Below are 17,172 nucleotides of genomic sequence, written 5' to 3'. Positions count from 1 at the left end.
GCCCCTGCGCGGGTTTGGCCGACGGCAGACGGGTAGGAGAGGATGTATACCATGCGCGGAATTATTCTTGCCGGCGGGACCGGATCTCGACTTCATCCGATCACTCACGGCATCAGCAAGCAGCTCGTCCCGGTCTATGACAAGCCGATGATCTACTACCCGCTGTCGACGCTGATCCTGGCCGGCATCCGGGACATCCTGATCATCACCACCCCCCACGACGCTGAGCAGTTCAAGCGCCTCCTGGGAGACGGCTCGCAGTTCGGCATCAGCCTGACCTATGTCCAGCAGGCCTCTCCCGACGGACTGGCCCAGGCCTTTATCCTCGGTGAGGAACACATCGGGAACGAAACCGTGGCGCTGGTGCTGGGCGACAACATCTTCTACGGCCAGGGGATGGGGACCCAGCTGCGTAAACATGAAGACATCGACGGCGGCGCCGTCTTTGGTTACTGGGTCAAGAACCCCAAGGCCTACGGCGTCGTGGAGTTCGACGATGCCGGCCAAGCAGTCTCACTGGAGGAAAAGCCCGAGCGGCCCAAGTCGCACTATGCAGTGCCGGGCCTGTACTTCTACGACAACGACGTCGTCGGGATCGCCAAGGACCTCAAGCCTTCTCCCCGCGGCGAACTGGAAATCACCGACGTCAACCGCACCTACCTCGAAAAGGGCAAGCTCCGCGTCGAAATCCTGCCCCGCGGAACGGCCTGGCTCGACACCGGAACCTTTGATGACCTGAATGACGCCTCGAACTTCATCCGGACGGTCGAGAACCGCCAGGGCCTGAAGATCGGCGCCCCCGAGGAGATCGCCTGGCGCCAGGGCTTCCTGAGCGATGATGAGCTCCGCCAGCGCGCGGAGCCGCTCGTCAAGAGCGGCTATGGCGCGTACCTCCTCGGACTTCTGGAGCCGTAACCCTTCATGTGGCTGTCCGTCTTGCCGCAGGTCCTCATCGCCTGCGTCGTCCTTGTCATGCCCGGGCTCATCATCGCCATCGCCCTGCGGTTCAGGGGATTTAGCGCCTTGGCGCTGGCCCCTGCGTTGACCGTGGGCGTCGTCGTCATCACATCCACACTGACCCCCTTCCTCAAGGTCAGGTTCGGGGTGCTTCCCGTGGCTGCGGTGGCGGTGGCACTCGCCTTGCTTGGCCTCTGGGCGGCCCGTTTCCGGCCATCCGGTCCGGCCAAAACCGGACCGAATCCGCTGAACATTCCGGACGTCCGTGGCGACCTCACGGCGTTCGCCGGCGTCGTCATCGCCGGCGCGCTCCTTGCCGTCCACTCCATCCACCTGATCGGCAGCCCCGAGGCCATTTCCCAGACCTACGACGCCGTCTTCCACCTGAATTCGGTCAAGTTTGCCCTGGACACCGGCCAGGCTTCCTCGTTGACCCTTGGCGCCATGACCGGCGGCGGCGCCTACCCGGCAGGGTGGAACGCCGTAGCTACCCTCGTCGCCCTGGCAACGGGGGCGAGCGTCCCGCTCTCCGTCAACATCACCAGCATCGTGCTGGCTGCCGTCTTCTGGCCGCTGGGATGCATGCTCCTGGCCAAGTGGGTCGTCGGGGACCGCCCCGCCGCGCTCATCGCCACAGGCATTGCGTCGGCGTCGCTTGGCGCCTTCCCGCTGCTCATGATGGACTTCGGAGTTCTCTACCCCAACCTGCTGGCCATCAGCGTGCTGCCGGCGAGCGTCGCCCTCGCAGCCTCCTGTGCCGGGCTTACGCCTGGACTTGTCCGCCGCGACCTCGCCACCATTTTGGCCCTGCTCCTGGCACTTGCCGGACTTATTGTCGCGCACCCCACAACGTTCATGGCATGGCTGACCTGGACGTTGCCCATGGTCGCGACACTCGCGTGGCACTATGCTGCTGCCCTCCGGCGCAAGCAGGCAGGCGCCCGCCTGTATGTCACCAGGCTGGTCCTGCCGGCGGTTGCCTACGCGGTCGCGTTCAGCCTCCTGTGGACCAATCTGCGCCCGCCCCTGGAGGCTTCCTTCTGGGGCCCGTACCAGAGCATCCCGAAGGCCATCGGCGAGGCGGTCACCATCTCGCCCACCGGGTTGTCACTGGCCTGGCTTGTGGCACCACTGGTACTCCTAGGCCTCTGGGCCTGCTTCCAGGACCGCTGGCAGCGTGTATGGATAGCCGCCGTCTTCGCATTGTTCACGTACCTGTTCGTTGTGGTCTCCGGATTTACGCAGTCCGAGACCCGGGACCTCCTGACCGGCGTCTGGTACAACGACAGCTATCGGATCGCGGCTTTGCTGCCGGTGGTTGCGGTCCTGCTCGTCGCCGTCGGCATCGACTGGGCAGGACGCCGTATCCTGGCCGTGCGCGAGCGGTCCAAGCCCCTCGAACGGGTCCTCGACGGCTCACCGCGCTGGGGCCGCACCGGAACCGCCGCATATCGAACCGTGGGCATTGCTGCCGTGGTAGTCGCCGCCGTGGCCCTCGGCCAGCAAGGCGGCCTGGAGCTTGAGGTCGAACAGGGGGCGAGAAACTACAAGCTTGCCGCCGATTCGCCGCTCGTCTCCACCGACGAGCTCCAGCTCATGAAACGCCTGCCCCAGTCCGTTCCCGAGGGTGCCCTGCTGATCGACAACCCCTACACGGGTGCGGCGCTCTCCTACGCCCTGGGCGACCGCAAATCCGCCCAGCTGCATGTCATGAGCTACGTCTCCCCCGATGTTCAGCGGATTTACGATTCGATTGGCAACGTGACAACGGACGCCAGCGTGTGCCAGGCGGTCCGCAATGCGAACGCGTTCTATATCCTCGACTTTGGCCCGATCGAAGTCCACGGCGGAAACCACACCCCCGCCGGCCTGCGAAACCTGGCATCAAATCCAGGCGTGCGGCTGGTTGACAGCCAGGGCGAGGCGAAGCTCTACAAGGTCACAGCCTGCGGCAACTGAGCCCTGCGTTTCAGCTCCCGAGCAAGATCCAGAAGCGCGGGCCTAGAAGTTGAGTTGGCGGGCCAGCGCCGGTGCCAGCGTCTTGGCAAAGGTGTTGGTCATGTGGTTGTCCCGGTACACGAGCACGTTGCCGATGACGGCCGGGCAGACCCCGTTCCTGCAAAAGTAGGCGGACATATCGAGGATCTCGATGCCCGGCACGCGGGCCCCGGCCAGCTGCAGCGGATCTGCGGCGCCGGCGTCGGAAACCCTGAACTCGCACTTAGGCGAATCAGATCCGTTGGCCTGCACGCAATCCGGAGCCGAGAAGTCCGGATAGGGCGAGTCGGGCACGACTGCCACGCGGATTCCCGCGTCCAGAAGGGGCTTCAAGAGCTGGACATAGCCGTTGACGAGTTCTTCCGGGCTGCCCCACGCCCAGTTGAGGGCCTGGCGGTAACCGGCCGGAGCCATTCCCGATACCACCACCAGCCGTGGCCGCAGCTGCAGGATTCGCTGCATCGTCGCCCTGTTCTGCTCGGAGCAACCGCGGTACACCGTGGTGCCGTCCGACGGCGGCGCGGCCGTGAAGGGACACCCGTTTCGGACCATGGCCTGTACCTTCCAGCCCGCGGCCGAACCAGCCATCACCAGCGGATCCACATATTGCGCGGCGTGTGAGTCCCCGACGACGACCATCGTTTGGGATGAGCCCGGCGGCCCGAAAATGCACTGGTCGGCGCCCGTGGCGGACGGGCTGAAGTTCCCGCAAGTCTCCGACCAGGTCAGCGGCACATCCTTGGAGGCCACACCGGGATCGGGCCGGACGGGTACATCGCCGGGGACGGGCGCCGGCCGGCCGGGATCAAACGCCGTCGCGCCAGGATATTCACGCAGATTCAGGGCTGCGTTCAGCTGCTGGGACTTCGCCTCGACCACTGCCCAGGGCGCCAGCGCCGCCAGCGATGCCGCTACGGTCAGGCACGCTGCCAGGACGAAGGCATTCCTGCGCACTGAGTCCCACCGGCCAGCGCGTGAAGGCGCCTGCGGGCTGCGTGCTCCGTGCCGGAACTTCTGCTCGACGAGGTGGTAGGACGCCACAGCCAGGGCCAGGCTGATGGCCACCATCGCTGTGCCCTGGATGATGCCCGGAGCCCTCCCGAGGTGGAAGACGTAGACCACGACGACCGGCCAGTGCCACAGGTAGAGGGAGTACGAAAGGTCGCCGATGTACGTGACGGGCCGCAGGCTGAGGACCCGCGTCACCGAGTACGTGCCGGGGCCGGCCCCGGCTGAGACGGACGAACCCGCTGTGAGCAGCAGCAGGGTCCCGGCAACAGGAACAACCGCGATGCTGCCGGGGAAGTCCATCGCCACGGAGAAAGCCACCGCGGAATAGACGATCAGGCCGAATCCAATCCAGCCCGAAAGCCAGTCCGGCACCGGGCGCAGCCGCAGCTTCGGAATCAGCAGGGCGCCGATACCTCCGGCGCCGAGCTCCCACATGCGCGTGCTGGTCGCAAAGTACGCCATGTCATGCTGGGAGGACGAGAATGCCACGCTGTGGATGAATGATGCCAGCGACACCGCGGCCAGGATCCACAAGGATATGGTTTCGATCCTGAAGCGCCGTTTCACGGTAACGGCCACGCCCGCCAACAGGATGACGGGAATCACCAGGTAGAACTGTTCTTCCACCGCCAGTGACCAAAAATGCTGTACCGGCGAGACCAGGGCCGTCGCCGCCGCATAGCTGTCCACGCTGAATGCCTGATGCCAGTTCTGGACTTGCAGGGCCGACATGACGACGTCCACTGAAATGGACTGCCAGCGGTTCTGCGGCAGCAGGACCACAGCACCCAGGATCGTCGCCAGCAGGACGGTGCTGGAAGCGGGCAGCAGGCGCCTGATTCGTTTCGCATAGAAGACCGAAAGCCGGATGCGCCCGGTACGTGCCAGTTCCTGGACAAGCGATCCCACGATCAGGAAGCCGGAGATGACGAAAAATACGTCGACGCCGACGAACCCGCCGGGGAGAAGATCGGGCCAGACGTGATAGAGGATCACCGCACCCACCGCCAGGGTGCGCATCCCCTGAATGTCCAGTCGCCGTCGGCCATTGTGTCCCGTGCCGGAAGCGGTGGCGGACGCGGCTCGCGCGGGGTAACCCTGGGGCTGGGGCAGAACAGCCGCCGGCGGCAAAGTGGTCACAGTTCTCTTCCTGTTTTCAAACAACGTCATCGTTATTTTGCGCTAGTCTGCGCTTGCCGGGAACCTGAAGGGACCATGTCCATTGGACATGGTCCCTTCTGGCGCGCTGCCGCACCGGCCGCGGTAGTGCTTTTAGGCCCGCAGCAGGGCAACGGCCTCGTGAATAGGTCCGTCGAATACTACGTTGCCGTGCTCGAGATAGACACCCCGGGAACAGATGCGCGACACGAGGTCGAGGTCGTGGCTGACGACGACGAGAGTCTTGCCGTGTCCGGCCAGTTCCTGAATCTTGGATATGCACTTGCGCTGGAATGGTTCGTCACCCACGGCGAGGATTTCGTCGATCAGGAAGACCTCGGGGTCGGTGTGGACCGCCACGGAGAACGCCAGGCGCAGGTACATGCCGGACGAATAGAACTTGACTTCCGTATCGATGAATTCACCGATCTCGGAGAATTCCACGATCGCGTCGAAGCGCTCGTTAATCTGCTTCTCCGTCATCCCCAGGATCGCTCCGTTGAGGTATACGTTGTCGCGCCCGGACAGGTCAGGATGGAAACCCGCCCCGACCTCAATCAGGCCCGCCACGCGGCCGCGCGTGTAGACGCTGCCGGAATCCGGGAGCATCACGCCGGAGATGTGCTTCAGCAGGGTGGACTTGCCGGATCCGTTGAGGCCGAGCAGTGCCACGGTTTCGCCCGTTTCCACCATGAGGGAGACGTCCTTCAGGGCGTGGAACTTCTTGGAAAGATCCCCCTTGCGGCCCTTCACGAGCCAGACAACCGCCTCCTTGATGGAACGGGTGTGGCGGAGCACGAACTCCTTGCTGACATTGGAAACTTCAATCGCGTTTGCCATCTAGAGCTCCTGGGCAAAGCGGCCTTCAAGCCGCCGAAAAGTTAGCTGTCCCAGTGCCAGGACCACCAGCGAAATGATCATGCCGATCGGCAGCCACAGGCTGAACAGGTTCGGCGGCATCGCGGCAGAACCGTCAGTTGTGGGGTACCAGAAGGCGTAGTGGAACAACTCGACGCCCACCGTGATGGGGTTTGCCTGGTAGAGGGCGAAGAGCCCCGGGCCCAGCTTTGCTTCCACCATCGTCCAGGAGTACATGACCGGCGACGCCCACGTCGCCACCATCAGGAGCATGTCAACGAGGTTTTCCGAATCACGGAAATACACGTTGGCGGCCCCGAACAACAGGCCGAGCCCGGTGGCCAGGAAGCCCACAATGGCGAATCCGCCTACCGCCGCCAAAAGCTGGAACGCGTCCGGATGCCACCCGGCAAAGACGCATCCGACCACCAGGACAACCAGCTGGGGGAAGAAGTGCACGGCCGACACCCAGACCGACGCCACCGGAAACAGCTCCCGGGGAAGATAGATCTTCTTGATCAGGTTGCCGTTGTTCACGATCGATCGCGCGGAGTTCCCGAGGGCTTCAGAGAAGAAGTTGATCAGCACGATTCCGGAGAAGAGATACACGGCATAGTTCGAGAGGCCGTCCGGGTTTTTTGCACTGCGTTCCAGGCCCAGGAAGACGCCCAGGGCCACATAGAACACGAGAAACTGCACAGCGGGCTTCACATAGGACCAGAGCAGGCCCAGGACCGAGCCCCGGTAGCGGACTTTCAGTTCCTTGCGGACCAGCAGTTTCAGCAGAAAACTGGACTGGCGAAGATCCCGAAATCCACCACCGAGGCCCGGGCGGGTCAATTCCCCGGAAATCGTGGTTGTCACGCTACTTCACTTCGCTCTGGGTGTGCTCTTCGAAGATTTTCTTCCAGGAATCCAGGGACGTGAGCTCGGGCAGTGCCGCCTTGTACTGCTTGCTCAGCGACTTCCAGTCCTTGAGCAGGGCGGCGTGCAACCGGCTGCTCTCGGTGAGCATTTCCCTCACGCGCTTGGGGTCCCGCTTGTACCAGGAGGCACCCGTGCCTTCGGCGTTGGAGACGATGGCGCTGTCGAACTGCGCGATCCTCCACCAGCGGTTGTCCTGGTGCGCAATGTTGGTTTGCGGACGTTCCGCGCTCGTCGTCGTGACCGGGCGGAACAGCTGCCGTGCGACCGTCTTGGCGGCCCAGGGCAGAAGGGTGACCTTGGACGGCTGCGATACGCCATGCCCGTGGCGCGGCGGCTTGGCCATCTTCGGCGTCGGGAATTCATCCGCGTTGGCCCGGAAAATGGAGTCCGAGTAGCCGGCCATCATCTTGCGGATCTCGGGCAGCTTCGTGGGAAGCAGCTCCGCCAAACCGGACGGACCCTTGAGGACATCTTCGAGTGCCCAGCCGCGGCCGTGCGCTGTGGCGTACTGCATCGACACGAGGTGCTTGATGTCCGCATACTGCGATTCGCGCACCACGCGGCCGCCGTATTCGTACGGGCTGTGGAGCAGGGCCGCGGTAATCCGGTTACGGGCGTGGAAATAAGCCTGCCAGCCGACCAGGTCATCCTTGTCGATCCAGGACACATGCCACACGGCCGAACCCGGCAGGGAGACGGTCGGGAAGCCGTGCGCCTTGGCACGCAGGCCGTACTCCGAATCGTCCCACTTGATGAACAGGGGCAGCGAAAGGCCGATCTCCCGGATCACCTCGGTCGGAATCAGGCACATCCACCAGCCGTTGTAGTCCACGTCGCAGCGGCGGTGCAGCCAGGAGGTCTGGCGCAGGTTTGACGAGAGGAAATCGTGCCCAAGGACCATGTCCTCGCTCGGCAATGACGGCTGGAAGCGGTACGGGTTGACGACCTCGCCGAACGTGTGGAGAACCGTCCGGTTGTAGAGATCGAACATGTGGCCGCCGACGATTGTGGGCGTCTTGCAGCGGTCAGCGAAGGTGAGCAGGCGGATGATGCTTTCAGGCTCGACGACGATGTCGTCGTCCATCAGCAGGACGTAGTCGCTGCCGTTTTCCACGGCCTCGAACATTCCCCGGGCAAAGCCGCCGGAGCCGCCGAGGTTCGACTGGTTGATGATCCGCAGCTTGCCCCCAAGTGAAGCGCGGACGTCGGCGAAACCGTCCGCGTCCTCGACCTTTTGGGTGCCCTGGTCGACCAGCAGGATCTCCTGGACGTGCTTCAGGGCATCAGGGTTTTCAGCCAGCAGCCGGAGGTTGTTGAGGCAGAAGTCGGTCTTGTTCAGCGTCGTGATCTGAAGCGTGACTGAACCGGGCGCCCTGTCAACAGCGGCGCCCTGCCACTCGGCGTCGACCATGACCAGCGGTTCAGAGCCCGCGACAAGATCGAACCAGTACCAGCCGCCGTCGCCGAAGGGGGCCAGGGACAGCTCGAAGGTGTTCTCCGCCGCGCCCTCGACGCGCCGGGTGTCAACGCGCTGCAGGGATCCGCGGGCGTTGGACTTGTAGACGATGACCGATCCGGTGCCCTGGGTGCGGACCTGGAGGCGCACTTTCTCCACCGTCGTCCAGCGCCGCCAGTAGCTCGCCGGGAACGCGTTGAAGTAGCTGCCGAAGGACACCCGTTCTCCCGAACGGACCTTGGTGGAGCTGCGTGAGAGGAAGTCTTCAACGTGGGCTTCCTTGGTGGAGCTGCTGAACGACTGCGCCCGGGCCTTCTTGCCGTCGCCGCCGCCGACCGTGGGCAGCTGGATGCCGGTCGCCGTGCCCATGTCCATGTACAGGGGGACGGTGTCCATTTGGCTGGCACTGGGCAGGATGACCCGCTGGAGGGTGCTCCACTGCTGGACGGACTGTGCCTGGGTATCGGTTGCGGCGCTCATGCGTCCACTCCCCCGCTTTCAATCTTGGTGCCGCTTTCGAAGTGCGGGCGGATCTTGTTGTCGAACATGGCCAGGGCCGAGCCGATCGCCATGTGCATGTCCAGGTACTTGTACGTGCCGAGCCGGCCGCCGAAGAGTACATCCTGCTCTGCAGCCGCCAGGTCGCGGTACTTGAGCAGCCGCTCGCGGTCTGTCGGCGTATTGATCGGGTAGTAGGGTTCGTCGCCCTTCTCTGCCGCACGGGAGAATTCGCGCATGACGACGGTCTTCTCCGTCTGGTACTCGCGCTCCGGGTGGAAGTGGCGCGGCTCGATGATGCGGGTGTACGTGACGTCTTCGTCGTTGTAGTTCACTACCGACGTGCCCTGGAAGTCCCCGACGTCGAGAACTTCTTCTTCGAAGTCGATGGTGCGCCAGGACAGATCGCCTTCGGCATAGTCGAAGTAGCGGTCAACGGGGCCGGTGTAAACGACCGGGATGTTCCCGACGACCTTGCCCTTGCTGTACTCGTGGGACTCATCGAAGAAGTCCGTGTTGAGCCTGACCTCGATGTTGGGGTGCTCGGCCATCTTTTCGATCCATGCCGTGTAGCCGTTGGTCGGCAGGCCCTCGTACTTGTCGTTGAAGTACCGGTTGTCATAGTTGTAGCGCACCGGGAGGCGGGAGATGATGCTCGCGGGCAGGTCCTTCGGATCCGTCTGCCACTGCTTGCCGGTGTAGTGCTTGATGAACGCTTCGTAGAGGGGGCGGCCGATCAGCTGGATGCCCTTGTCGTTCAGGTTCTGCGGATCGGTGCCGGCCAGTTCGCCTGCCTGTTCCTTGATCAGGTCCTGAGCCTGCCCGGGGGTGAGGTTGGCCCGGAAGAACTGGTTGATCGTGGCCAGGTTGATGGGCAGGGAGTAGACCTCGCCCTTGTGCACGCCGTAGACCTTGTGGACGTAGTTCGTGAACGTCGTGAAGCGGTTCACGTACTCCCAAACGCGGTCGTTGGACGTGTGGAAGAGGTGGGCGCCGTAGCGGTGCACCTCGATGCCGGTCTGCTCTTCCTTTTCGCTGTAGGCGTTGCCGCCAATGTGGTGCCGGCGGTCGATGACGACTACCTTCAAGCCCAGCTCAGTGGCGGCCTGTTCTGCGATTGTCAGGCCGAAAAAGCCCGACCCTACGATGACGAGGTCAGCGGTCACAAACTCTCCTGGTTCGAATGCGGGCAGCTCAATGTTGTGCATTGTCTGCTGATCTAGCCTACCTGAGACACGGTGGGTACCGGCGAATCGCGCCTCGGCCCACCCTCTGGTGCCCGCCTCCGGCCCCGGCCCTCGAACCGCGTTTTGCAGGCTTTGCCGCCCTTCCCGGAGCGTTTTCCACATGGGTCACTTTCCCAGGCGTGGCAGGGGCGAAACGTCCTTAGCGTGGAACCCGGACCGCATGCCGGAAAGGATGTCGCCGATGATCTTCCACTGCACTCTCGTACCCCGCACGCTCGTACCTTGCGGGCTCACGCCTAGCGTCCCTACCCCGCCCACGCCCACGTCAGGTTCGACGCCGGATGGGCAGCTCATTGAGCTGGCCATCCAGGTCCCCGACCGCTGCCCGGGCGCGGACCTGGAGGCGGCCATCGCGCGGCGCTACGGGACTGGCGGGCTGTCCGTCCGGGGAGCCCCTGTCGCCGCTATGAGCGTGGGCGTGCCTCCCCTGGTCCACGGTGCCGTGTTGGTTGAAGGCGCTGCGGCATCCGGCTCCGTGCAGGGCCGGCCGCAGGCTGCCACGTTGCTGCTCACGGTGGAGGGCGGGCCGGGTGCGGGCACGCTTGTGGCCCTGCACCGGGGGCGGTTCCGGATTGGACGCAGCGGTACCGAAATCGTGATCCCGGATGCCGCGCTCTCCCGGGAGCACGCCCGCCTGGACGTATCGGACTCGGACGTCACCGTCGTGGACCTCGGCAGCGTCAACGGGACCATCATCAACGGCCGGAAAGTGCGGACCGCCGCGGTGAGCACGGCGTCCTCGATCCGGTGCGGCGACTCCACGATTTCGCTCCGGCTCGGGCCGCCGTCCGTCCCTGAGAATGCCGCGGACTCCGTGACGGCTCTCGCGGGCTCCAGCGTTGCCGCCCCGCTGGTTGTCCGCGGCGCCGCCGCCCCCACCCACCGGGCCGCCATGGCCCTGGCCGCGGCGCTGCCGCTGCTGGTCGGCGTCGGGCTGGCACTTCTCACCGGCATGTGGATGTTTCTGGCCTTCACCGCCGTGTCTGCCGTCTCCGTCCTCGTCCCCATGCTGTCAGGGCGCCGCCAGCGCCGCGACCTGATCGCCGCAGTTGCCCAGGCCACGGTGCAGGACAGGGAACGCCGCCGGCGGGCCGCCCCTTCCGCGGCCGACCTGGCCATCGCCTGCGCGGCGGGACTGATCGCTGCGGGCCGCACCGCCGAGGGGCAGTCATCGGACATCTGTCTGCGGCTCGGGTTGGCGGATCAGTCGGCGAATATCCGGATTGAACCACCGGATTCCGGTTTCCGGCCGCCGCCGCTGGGGCAGGTGCCCCTGACGCTGGACCCGGCACCGGAGGTGGTAACCGTCCATGGCCCCGCGGCCGCCATGGCCGGGCTGGTGCGCTCATTCGTCATGCAACTGGCCGCCTATCCGGCCTGCGGCAGCACCCACCTGCTCCTGCATGGCCCGGCGGATACGCTACCGCTGCCGGCGCGCTTCCTGCCGGGCGTCACCTTATCCGCACATGACGCCACCACCGTTGCCATTTTGACCGGCGGCGCCGACGGAACGGGCGGTAGCGGTGGTCCCGGCGGTCCCGGCGGAACGGGCGGTAGCGGTGGTCCCGGCGGAACGGGCGGTAGCAGCGGTCCCAGCGGAACGGGCGGTACCGGCGGCGGATTCGACCGCGGAGTCCTCATCCTTTGGGACTCGCCCGGGCCGCCGGGGACGGCTGCGAGCACGCGGACGGCCGGTGAGGGGCCGGCGTTCCGGTCCCTTGCCACGGCACACGGGTGGAGGGTGATCGAGTGCTCGGCGGAGCAGCGCCCCGGAAGACACCCTGGAATTGTCCTCGGCCGGCGCAGCGTCCTCGTCACGGCGGGGGCTTCGCCCAGGGTCTTCATCCCCGATCTGGTCCCTGCCGTGGTCTTTGACCGTTTCTGCCGGGGCTTCGGTGCTACGAAGCGCACCACGGCAACTCCCCCGCCGGCAGTCCTGGATCGCCGCAACCTGGCTGACGTCCTTCCCCTCGGAGCGCGGGAAGTCTCTAGGCGCTGGTCCCGGAGCGGCCCGGACGCCGGACTCGGTGCGCCCGTCGGCGCTGGGATCCTCGGGACTCTGCGGATCGATCTGAAGGCGGACGGTCCGCACTTCCTGGTCGCGGGAACCACCGGTTCAGGGAAATCCGAGTTCTTGCGGACTCTGGCCGCGGGCCTTGCGGCCAGCCACTCACCGGACCGCGTCAACCTTCTCTTTATCGATTTCAAGGGCGGCTCGGGTCTTGCCCCGCTGGCAGGGCTTCCGCACTGCGTCGGCATGCTGACGGATCTGGGCGCCGCAGAGGTGGAGCGGACTCTTGTTTCGTTGCGGGCCGAGGTCCGGCGAAGGGAGGAGCTCCTCGCCCGGGCGATGACCCCGGATCTCGCGGCGTATGAGTCGTCGCAGGCGGCCGGGCCGCCCGTCCCTTATCTGGTCATCTTCATAGATGAGTTCAGGATCCTGGTCGATGAAGTGCCCGGCGCCCTCTCCGAGCTCATGAGGATCGCCGCCATCGGCCGGTCACTTGGGATCCATCTGATCATGGCCACTCAGCGCCCGCAGGGAGCACTGAACGCCGACATCAGGGCCAATGTCACCTCCTCCATTGCCCTCCGGGTCCAGTCCGGGCCCGAATCTTTCGACGTCATGGGCTCTGGACTCGCGGCCGCCATCCCCATCACACGTCCCGGACGGGCGTTCCTGAGCCGCGGCGCACAGGCCCCCGAGGAGTTCCAGACGGCCACGCTGACGCCCGGGGTCGCTGCGATGACGGAGGGAGCGGTCACTGTCCGTACGGCCACGGAGCATCTGATGCGGCCGCAGGCCGTTGCCGGGCTTCGCCCCGGTGACTCCGCCGGCGACGATGATCCCGACGGCGGCCCGGTCAAGACTCCGGCCCAGGGGGCGGCGCCGCTCATCGACACGGTTGTGCGCCTGTGGCAGGATTCCGGCGGGCGGCGGCCCCGCCGGCCGGTGGCAGATCGCCTGCCGCTGCAGTTGTCATATCCCGATTCCCGGTCCGGCGACCGAAACACGGTCCGGCTGGGCCGAGTGGACCTGCCCGAACTCCAATGCGTCGCTGCGCTGGACTGGAGCCCTGCCGGGCATGGGAATCTGGGCCTTGTCGAGGCTGGCGCGGGCACCGCCGACGCCGCCGTGGTCCTCGCTGTCGATCAGCTCCTGAACCGCACCGTGGAGTCGCACTTATACATACTCGACGCCGCCGGTGCCTTCAGCGCCGCCGCAGCGGCCCCCCGGGTCGGCGCCGTGGCCGGCCTGCACGAAGTCCGCCGGGCCGCCCGGGTGCTGCGGCGGGTCGCCGAAGAGGTCACGTCACGGTTGAGTGCACCCGCGGCCGGACCACGGCCCGGGCTCGTTCTGGTGCTCAGTGGCTGGGGTGCCTGGGTTTCGGCCTTCCGTTCCGGGCCGTTGGCGTGGGCCGAAGACCTGGTTCACGACATCGTGCGGGACGGTTCCAGGGCGGCGATTACGGTCATCGCCTCCGGCGGGCGCGAGCTCGTGACAGCCAGGTTTTTTGCTGGCCTGCCAAACCGGATCTACTTTCCCGCAGGTTCCACCGAAGAGGGCCGACTTGCGTGGCCGCGGCTGCCGGCGCTGGAACCGGTCTCCGGCCGCGTCGCTGTGTTCGGCGCCTTTGTGCCGGGCCCCCTGGCGAGCGGCCACGCGGCCCAGCTGTTTGAACCAGCGGTCACCGGCGCGCCGTACGCCACTGGCGGGGCAATCGCGACGAGGCCCTTCCGTGTGGACCCGCTGCCTGCGTTGGTGACCGTGGACGAGGTGCTGGCCCGCGGCGGCAGCTCCGGCCCGGGCCAGCCGGCAGCACCGCTGCTCCTCGGGGTCGGCGGCGACGAACTTCGGACGGAGGCAGTTCGGTTGCCGGACGGTGGCGTCCTCGCGGTCCTCGGCGGCCCCGGATCCGGAAAGAGCAGCCTGCTGGCTGCGCTCCCGCGGATGAACCGTGGCCGCACCTGGCTCGCGCCGCAGCGGGGCACCGATCCCGGCAAGTACTGGCCCGATGTCCACGCCAGCGCGCTCAGGGGCGTCCTGGACCGCACAGCGATAGCGCTCGCGGACGACGCTGACCTGCTTTCACAGGAGGCCAACAGCGCCCTGGCGGCCCTGAACAGTCTTGGCTGGAGCGTGATCCTCGCTGCGGGATTCGGCCCGGCCTTCGGGCAACGGGTGGTCCTCGCTGCCATCGCCCGCAGCCAGGGACGGGCGGTCCTGATTTGTCCGCGGGGGCTCATGGATGGAGAGCCGTTTGGGGTCCGGTTTGACGCGGAAGACAGCCCTCCGCCGGGACGCGCCGTCGTCATTTCCGACGGCCGGGCAACGCCGGTCCAGTTGGCTGCGGCGTGGCCTGCCGGCAGGCAGCTCCGCTTACTCCCCGGGCAGCATGAGGCCCGAGACGGCCCGCTAGAGAGCGGGCGGGGCTCCGGCGGCCCGTGAGGCGAAGGCTATGACCCGCTTGTCGAACAGGAGCACGATCGCGGTCACAGCGGGGATGAGCATGGCCAGCCCGGCCACCGGATAACCGCCTGTCAGGGTCGGGAAGCCAATGGTCAGTACGAAGAGCTGGGCCACCAGTGCACCTGCCCGCGGCCAACGGAACCCGCGCAGCAAAAAACGTGCCACGGCAAAGAGCCATATGGAGAACGCCAGAAGCAGGCACAGCGTGAAGACTGCGCCCCAGAAGGAGAGGACAGGCGCGCCGGTCAGGAGCTGAGTTCCGTACCAGCCRCCGGCCACGAGCAGCGCCGCGGCCTCCAGCGCGACGACGACCGCGATGACAATAATTCCGCGTGGCCGCACAGAGATTCCGGCAGAGTCCCCGGCGGCGGCTCCGGCCGATTCTCCGGCTGGGCGCGGGAGCGAATTTTCACCGGCATGGTCTTCACCGTTTTCGCCGGCATTTTCACGCGGGTCTTCACGGGCATTTTCATGCGGGTCTTCGCCGGCATTTTCATGCGGGTCTTCAGGGTTCACAGGGGGCCTTGACACACTGGCACACTACCGGACATAGTCGTCTAGATGTGAGGACGCCGCCACTGAATGTGATGCATCGCTCACGGTCTCGAGGCATCCTGACCTCTATTACCCCTTGTTTACACAGCGTTAACATGACACGCTTAATCCAGATGACCGAGGGGGCCCCAATGGGCCCTTTTCTTATGAAGCCTCTAGTGAATAATTTCACAAAGGCATTTAACGAGTTCCCAGGAATGGAGTGACTGATCAGCATGGATTGGCGTAATCGCGCAGCCTGCCTTGACAAGGACCCGGAGCTGTTCTTCCCCGTAGGAAACACCGGCCCTGCCCTCCTGCAGATCGAGGAAGCGAAAAGCGTTTGCCGGCGCTGCCCCGTCGTGGACACCTGCCTGCAATGGGCTCTGGAGTCCGGCCAGGACGCCGGCGTCTGGGGCGGCATGAGCGAGGACGAACGCCGCGCCCTGAAGCGCCGCGCAGCACGGGCACGGCGCGCTTCCTGATCCCGCTGCCGGAATTCCGGCCGCCAAGCACCAAACAGCAGCAATGGCCGCGGACCCACGGGTCCGCGGCCATTGCCCGTTTAAGCCCTCAACGCGCCGTAAGGCTCAGGACAATCTGGACTGCGGTTCCCCCGCCCTCCCTGGCCTGCCAGTGGATGGTGCCGCCGAGCTCGCTCATGACCAGTGTGCGCACGATCTGCAGGCCAAGACCCTCGGTGTACGGCGTGTCGGGCAGCCCGACGCCGTCGTCCTCCACCCTCACGGTGAGAAGTTCGTCGCCGTCCTCGGTTTCTGAGCGGTCGGCCACCAGCCAGACAGTACCGGTCCGACCTTCGAGCCCGTGCTCGACGGCGTTCGTGACCAGTTCGTTGATAACGAGGGCCAACGGGGTGGCGAAGTCGCTCGGCAGGTCCCCGAAGAGTCCAGAACGCTGGGTCTTGACCTGCTGCGAGGGCGAGGCGACCTCGGCCGAAAGCCGGAACTGGCGGCCGATCAGCTCGTCAAAGTCAACGCTCTGGGTCAGGCCCTGCGACAGCGTCTCGTGGACGAGGGCAATGGTCGCCACCCGCCGCATGGCCTGCTCGAGCCCCTGCTTGGCCTCGTCGCTGACCATGCGCCGCGACTGCATCCGCAGCAGGGCGGCCACAGTCTGCAGGTTGTTCTTCACCCGGTGGTGGATCTCGCGGATAGTGGCGTCCTTGGTGACCAGTTCCATCTCCCGGCGACGCAGCTCCGAAACGTCCCGGCACAGGACAAGGGCCCCGAACCGCTGCTGCTCGTCGCGCAGCGGGATGGCCCGCAAAGATAGGCTGACGCCGCGCGACTCAATTTCGCTGCGCCACGGCATGCGGCCCGTGACGACGAGCGGCAGTGTCTCATCGACCATGCGCCGGTCCTTCAGGAGCCCGGCGGTCACCTCGGCGAGGGACCGGCCCTCGAGGGACTCGCCGTCACCGAGGCGGCGGAACGCGGAAACGCCGTTGGGGCTGGCGTACTGCACGATCCCCTCGGCGTCGAGCCTGATCAGGCCGTCACCCACGCGGGGGGCGCCGCGCCGCGAGCCCGTGGGCGACGCGAAGTCCGGCCACAGCCCCAGGGTTCCCATGCGCAACAGATCGTAGGCGCATTGGCGGTAGGTGAGCTCAAGGCGTGAGGGCATCCGCGAACTGGAGAGGTCCATGTGCGAGGTCACGACGGCAAGGGTGCGGCCGTTGCGGACCATCGGGACCGCCTCGACCCGCAGGGCCATGTCGCTGCTCCAGTTGGTCTCGTTGGAGCGTTCGATCGCGCGGCTCTCCCAGGCCTTGTCGACCAGCGGCTGCAGGTCCGACCTGATCCCCTCCCCCACGAAGTCGGCGTGGAACACCGTGTGCGTGGTGGAGGGGCGGACGTGGGCGAGTGCCACGTAGCCGAACTCAGGATGCGGGAACCACAGGGCAAGGTCGGCGAACGCGAGGTCGGCGACCATCTGCCAGTCGCCGACCAGGAGGTGCAGCCACTCGGCGTCCCCCGGCCCAAAATCAGCATGCTCCCTGATAGGGTCCGTAAAGATTGCCACAGCACCTCCATTTG

At 65.9% G+C, this 17,172-nt stretch carries 11 protein-coding genes; 4 read left to right on the top strand and 7 right to left on the bottom strand.

Annotated features, from left to right (window positions below):
* Nucleotides 1-51: 51 nt before the first annotated feature.
* Both rfbA and AB4089_RS00740 read left to right on the top strand, forming a co-directional pair.
* A complete protein-coding gene (rfbA, locus tag AB4089_RS00745; RefSeq protein ID WP_441407437.1) occupies nt 52-915 on the top strand; it encodes a glucose-1-phosphate thymidylyltransferase RfbA in 864 nt (287 codons plus the stop codon).
* A 6-nt stretch (nt 916-921) separates the two neighbouring features.
* The gene (locus AB4089_RS00740; protein WP_441407436.1) at nt 922-2,916 is read left to right on the top strand and encodes a DUF6541 family protein; all 1,995 of its coding nucleotides are present in this window, start codon (nt 922-924) and stop codon (nt 2,914-2,916) included.
* 42 nt (nt 2,917-2,958) lie between these two features.
* Here the strand turns inward: AB4089_RS00740 and AB4089_RS00735 are convergent, their stop codons facing one another.
* The 5 genes from AB4089_RS00735 to glf form a co-directional block, all read right to left on the bottom strand.
* Nucleotides 2,959-4,986 (bottom strand): acyltransferase family protein, encoded by a 2,028-nt coding sequence (locus tag AB4089_RS00735; protein ID WP_441407435.1) that lies wholly within the window; start codon nt 4,984-4,986, stop codon nt 2,959-2,961.
* A 252-nt stretch (nt 4,987-5,238) separates the two neighbouring features.
* The gene (locus AB4089_RS00730; RefSeq protein WP_441407434.1) at nt 5,239-5,964 is read right to left on the bottom strand and encodes an ABC transporter ATP-binding protein; all 726 of its coding nucleotides are present in this window, start codon (nt 5,962-5,964) and stop codon (nt 5,239-5,241) included.
* Nucleotides 5,965-6,846, bottom strand: coding sequence for an ABC transporter permease (locus AB4089_RS00725; protein ID WP_441407433.1), 882 nt, complete (start codon nt 6,844-6,846; stop codon nt 5,965-5,967).
* Between the two features lies 1 nt (nt 6,847).
* Nucleotides 6,848-8,845: a glycosyltransferase gene (locus AB4089_RS00720; RefSeq protein WP_441407432.1), complete on the bottom strand. Its 1,998-nt coding sequence runs from the start codon at nt 8,843-8,845 to the stop codon at nt 6,848-6,850.
* Nucleotides 8,842-10,029, bottom strand: coding sequence for a UDP-galactopyranose mutase (gene glf / locus AB4089_RS00715; RefSeq protein ID WP_441407666.1), 1,188 nt, complete (start codon nt 10,027-10,029; stop codon nt 8,842-8,844). The genes AB4089_RS00720 and glf overlap by 4 nt, the downstream gene beginning before the upstream one ends.
* 262 nt (nt 10,030-10,291) lie before the next feature.
* Here glf and AB4089_RS00710 point away from each other — a divergent pair, with 262 nt between their 5' ends.
* Nucleotides 10,292-14,560: an FtsK/SpoIIIE domain-containing protein gene (locus AB4089_RS00710; protein ID WP_441407431.1), complete on the top strand. Its 4,269-nt coding sequence runs from the start codon at nt 10,292-10,294 to the stop codon at nt 14,558-14,560.
* Here AB4089_RS00710 and AB4089_RS00705 read toward each other — a convergent pair.
* Nucleotides 14,528-14,923: a hypothetical protein gene (locus AB4089_RS00705; protein ID WP_441407430.1), complete on the bottom strand. Its 396-nt coding sequence runs from the start codon at nt 14,921-14,923 to the stop codon at nt 14,528-14,530. The genes AB4089_RS00710 and AB4089_RS00705 overlap by 33 nt on opposite strands.
* Nucleotides 14,924-15,351: 428 nt before the next feature.
* On the opposite strand from AB4089_RS00705, the gene AB4089_RS00700 reads away from it, so the two are divergent.
* Nucleotides 15,352-15,600 (top strand): WhiB family transcriptional regulator, encoded by a 249-nt coding sequence (locus AB4089_RS00700; RefSeq protein WP_003804966.1) that lies wholly within the window; start codon nt 15,352-15,354, stop codon nt 15,598-15,600.
* Nucleotides 15,601-15,688: 88 nt separating this feature from the next.
* Here the strand turns inward: AB4089_RS00700 and AB4089_RS00695 are convergent, their stop codons facing one another.
* Nucleotides 15,689-17,158, bottom strand: a complete 1,470-nt coding sequence (locus tag AB4089_RS00695; RefSeq protein WP_441407429.1) for a sensor histidine kinase — start codon at nt 17,156-17,158, stop codon at nt 15,689-15,691.
* Nucleotides 17,159-17,172 lie beyond the last annotated feature (14 nt).

This window comes from Arthrobacter sp. 2MCAF15, from assembly GCF_052115605.1.
Classification (GTDB): domain Bacteria; phylum Actinomycetota; class Actinomycetes; order Actinomycetales; family Micrococcaceae; genus Arthrobacter.
This window is presented reverse-complemented; position numbering and strand designations above follow the sequence as displayed.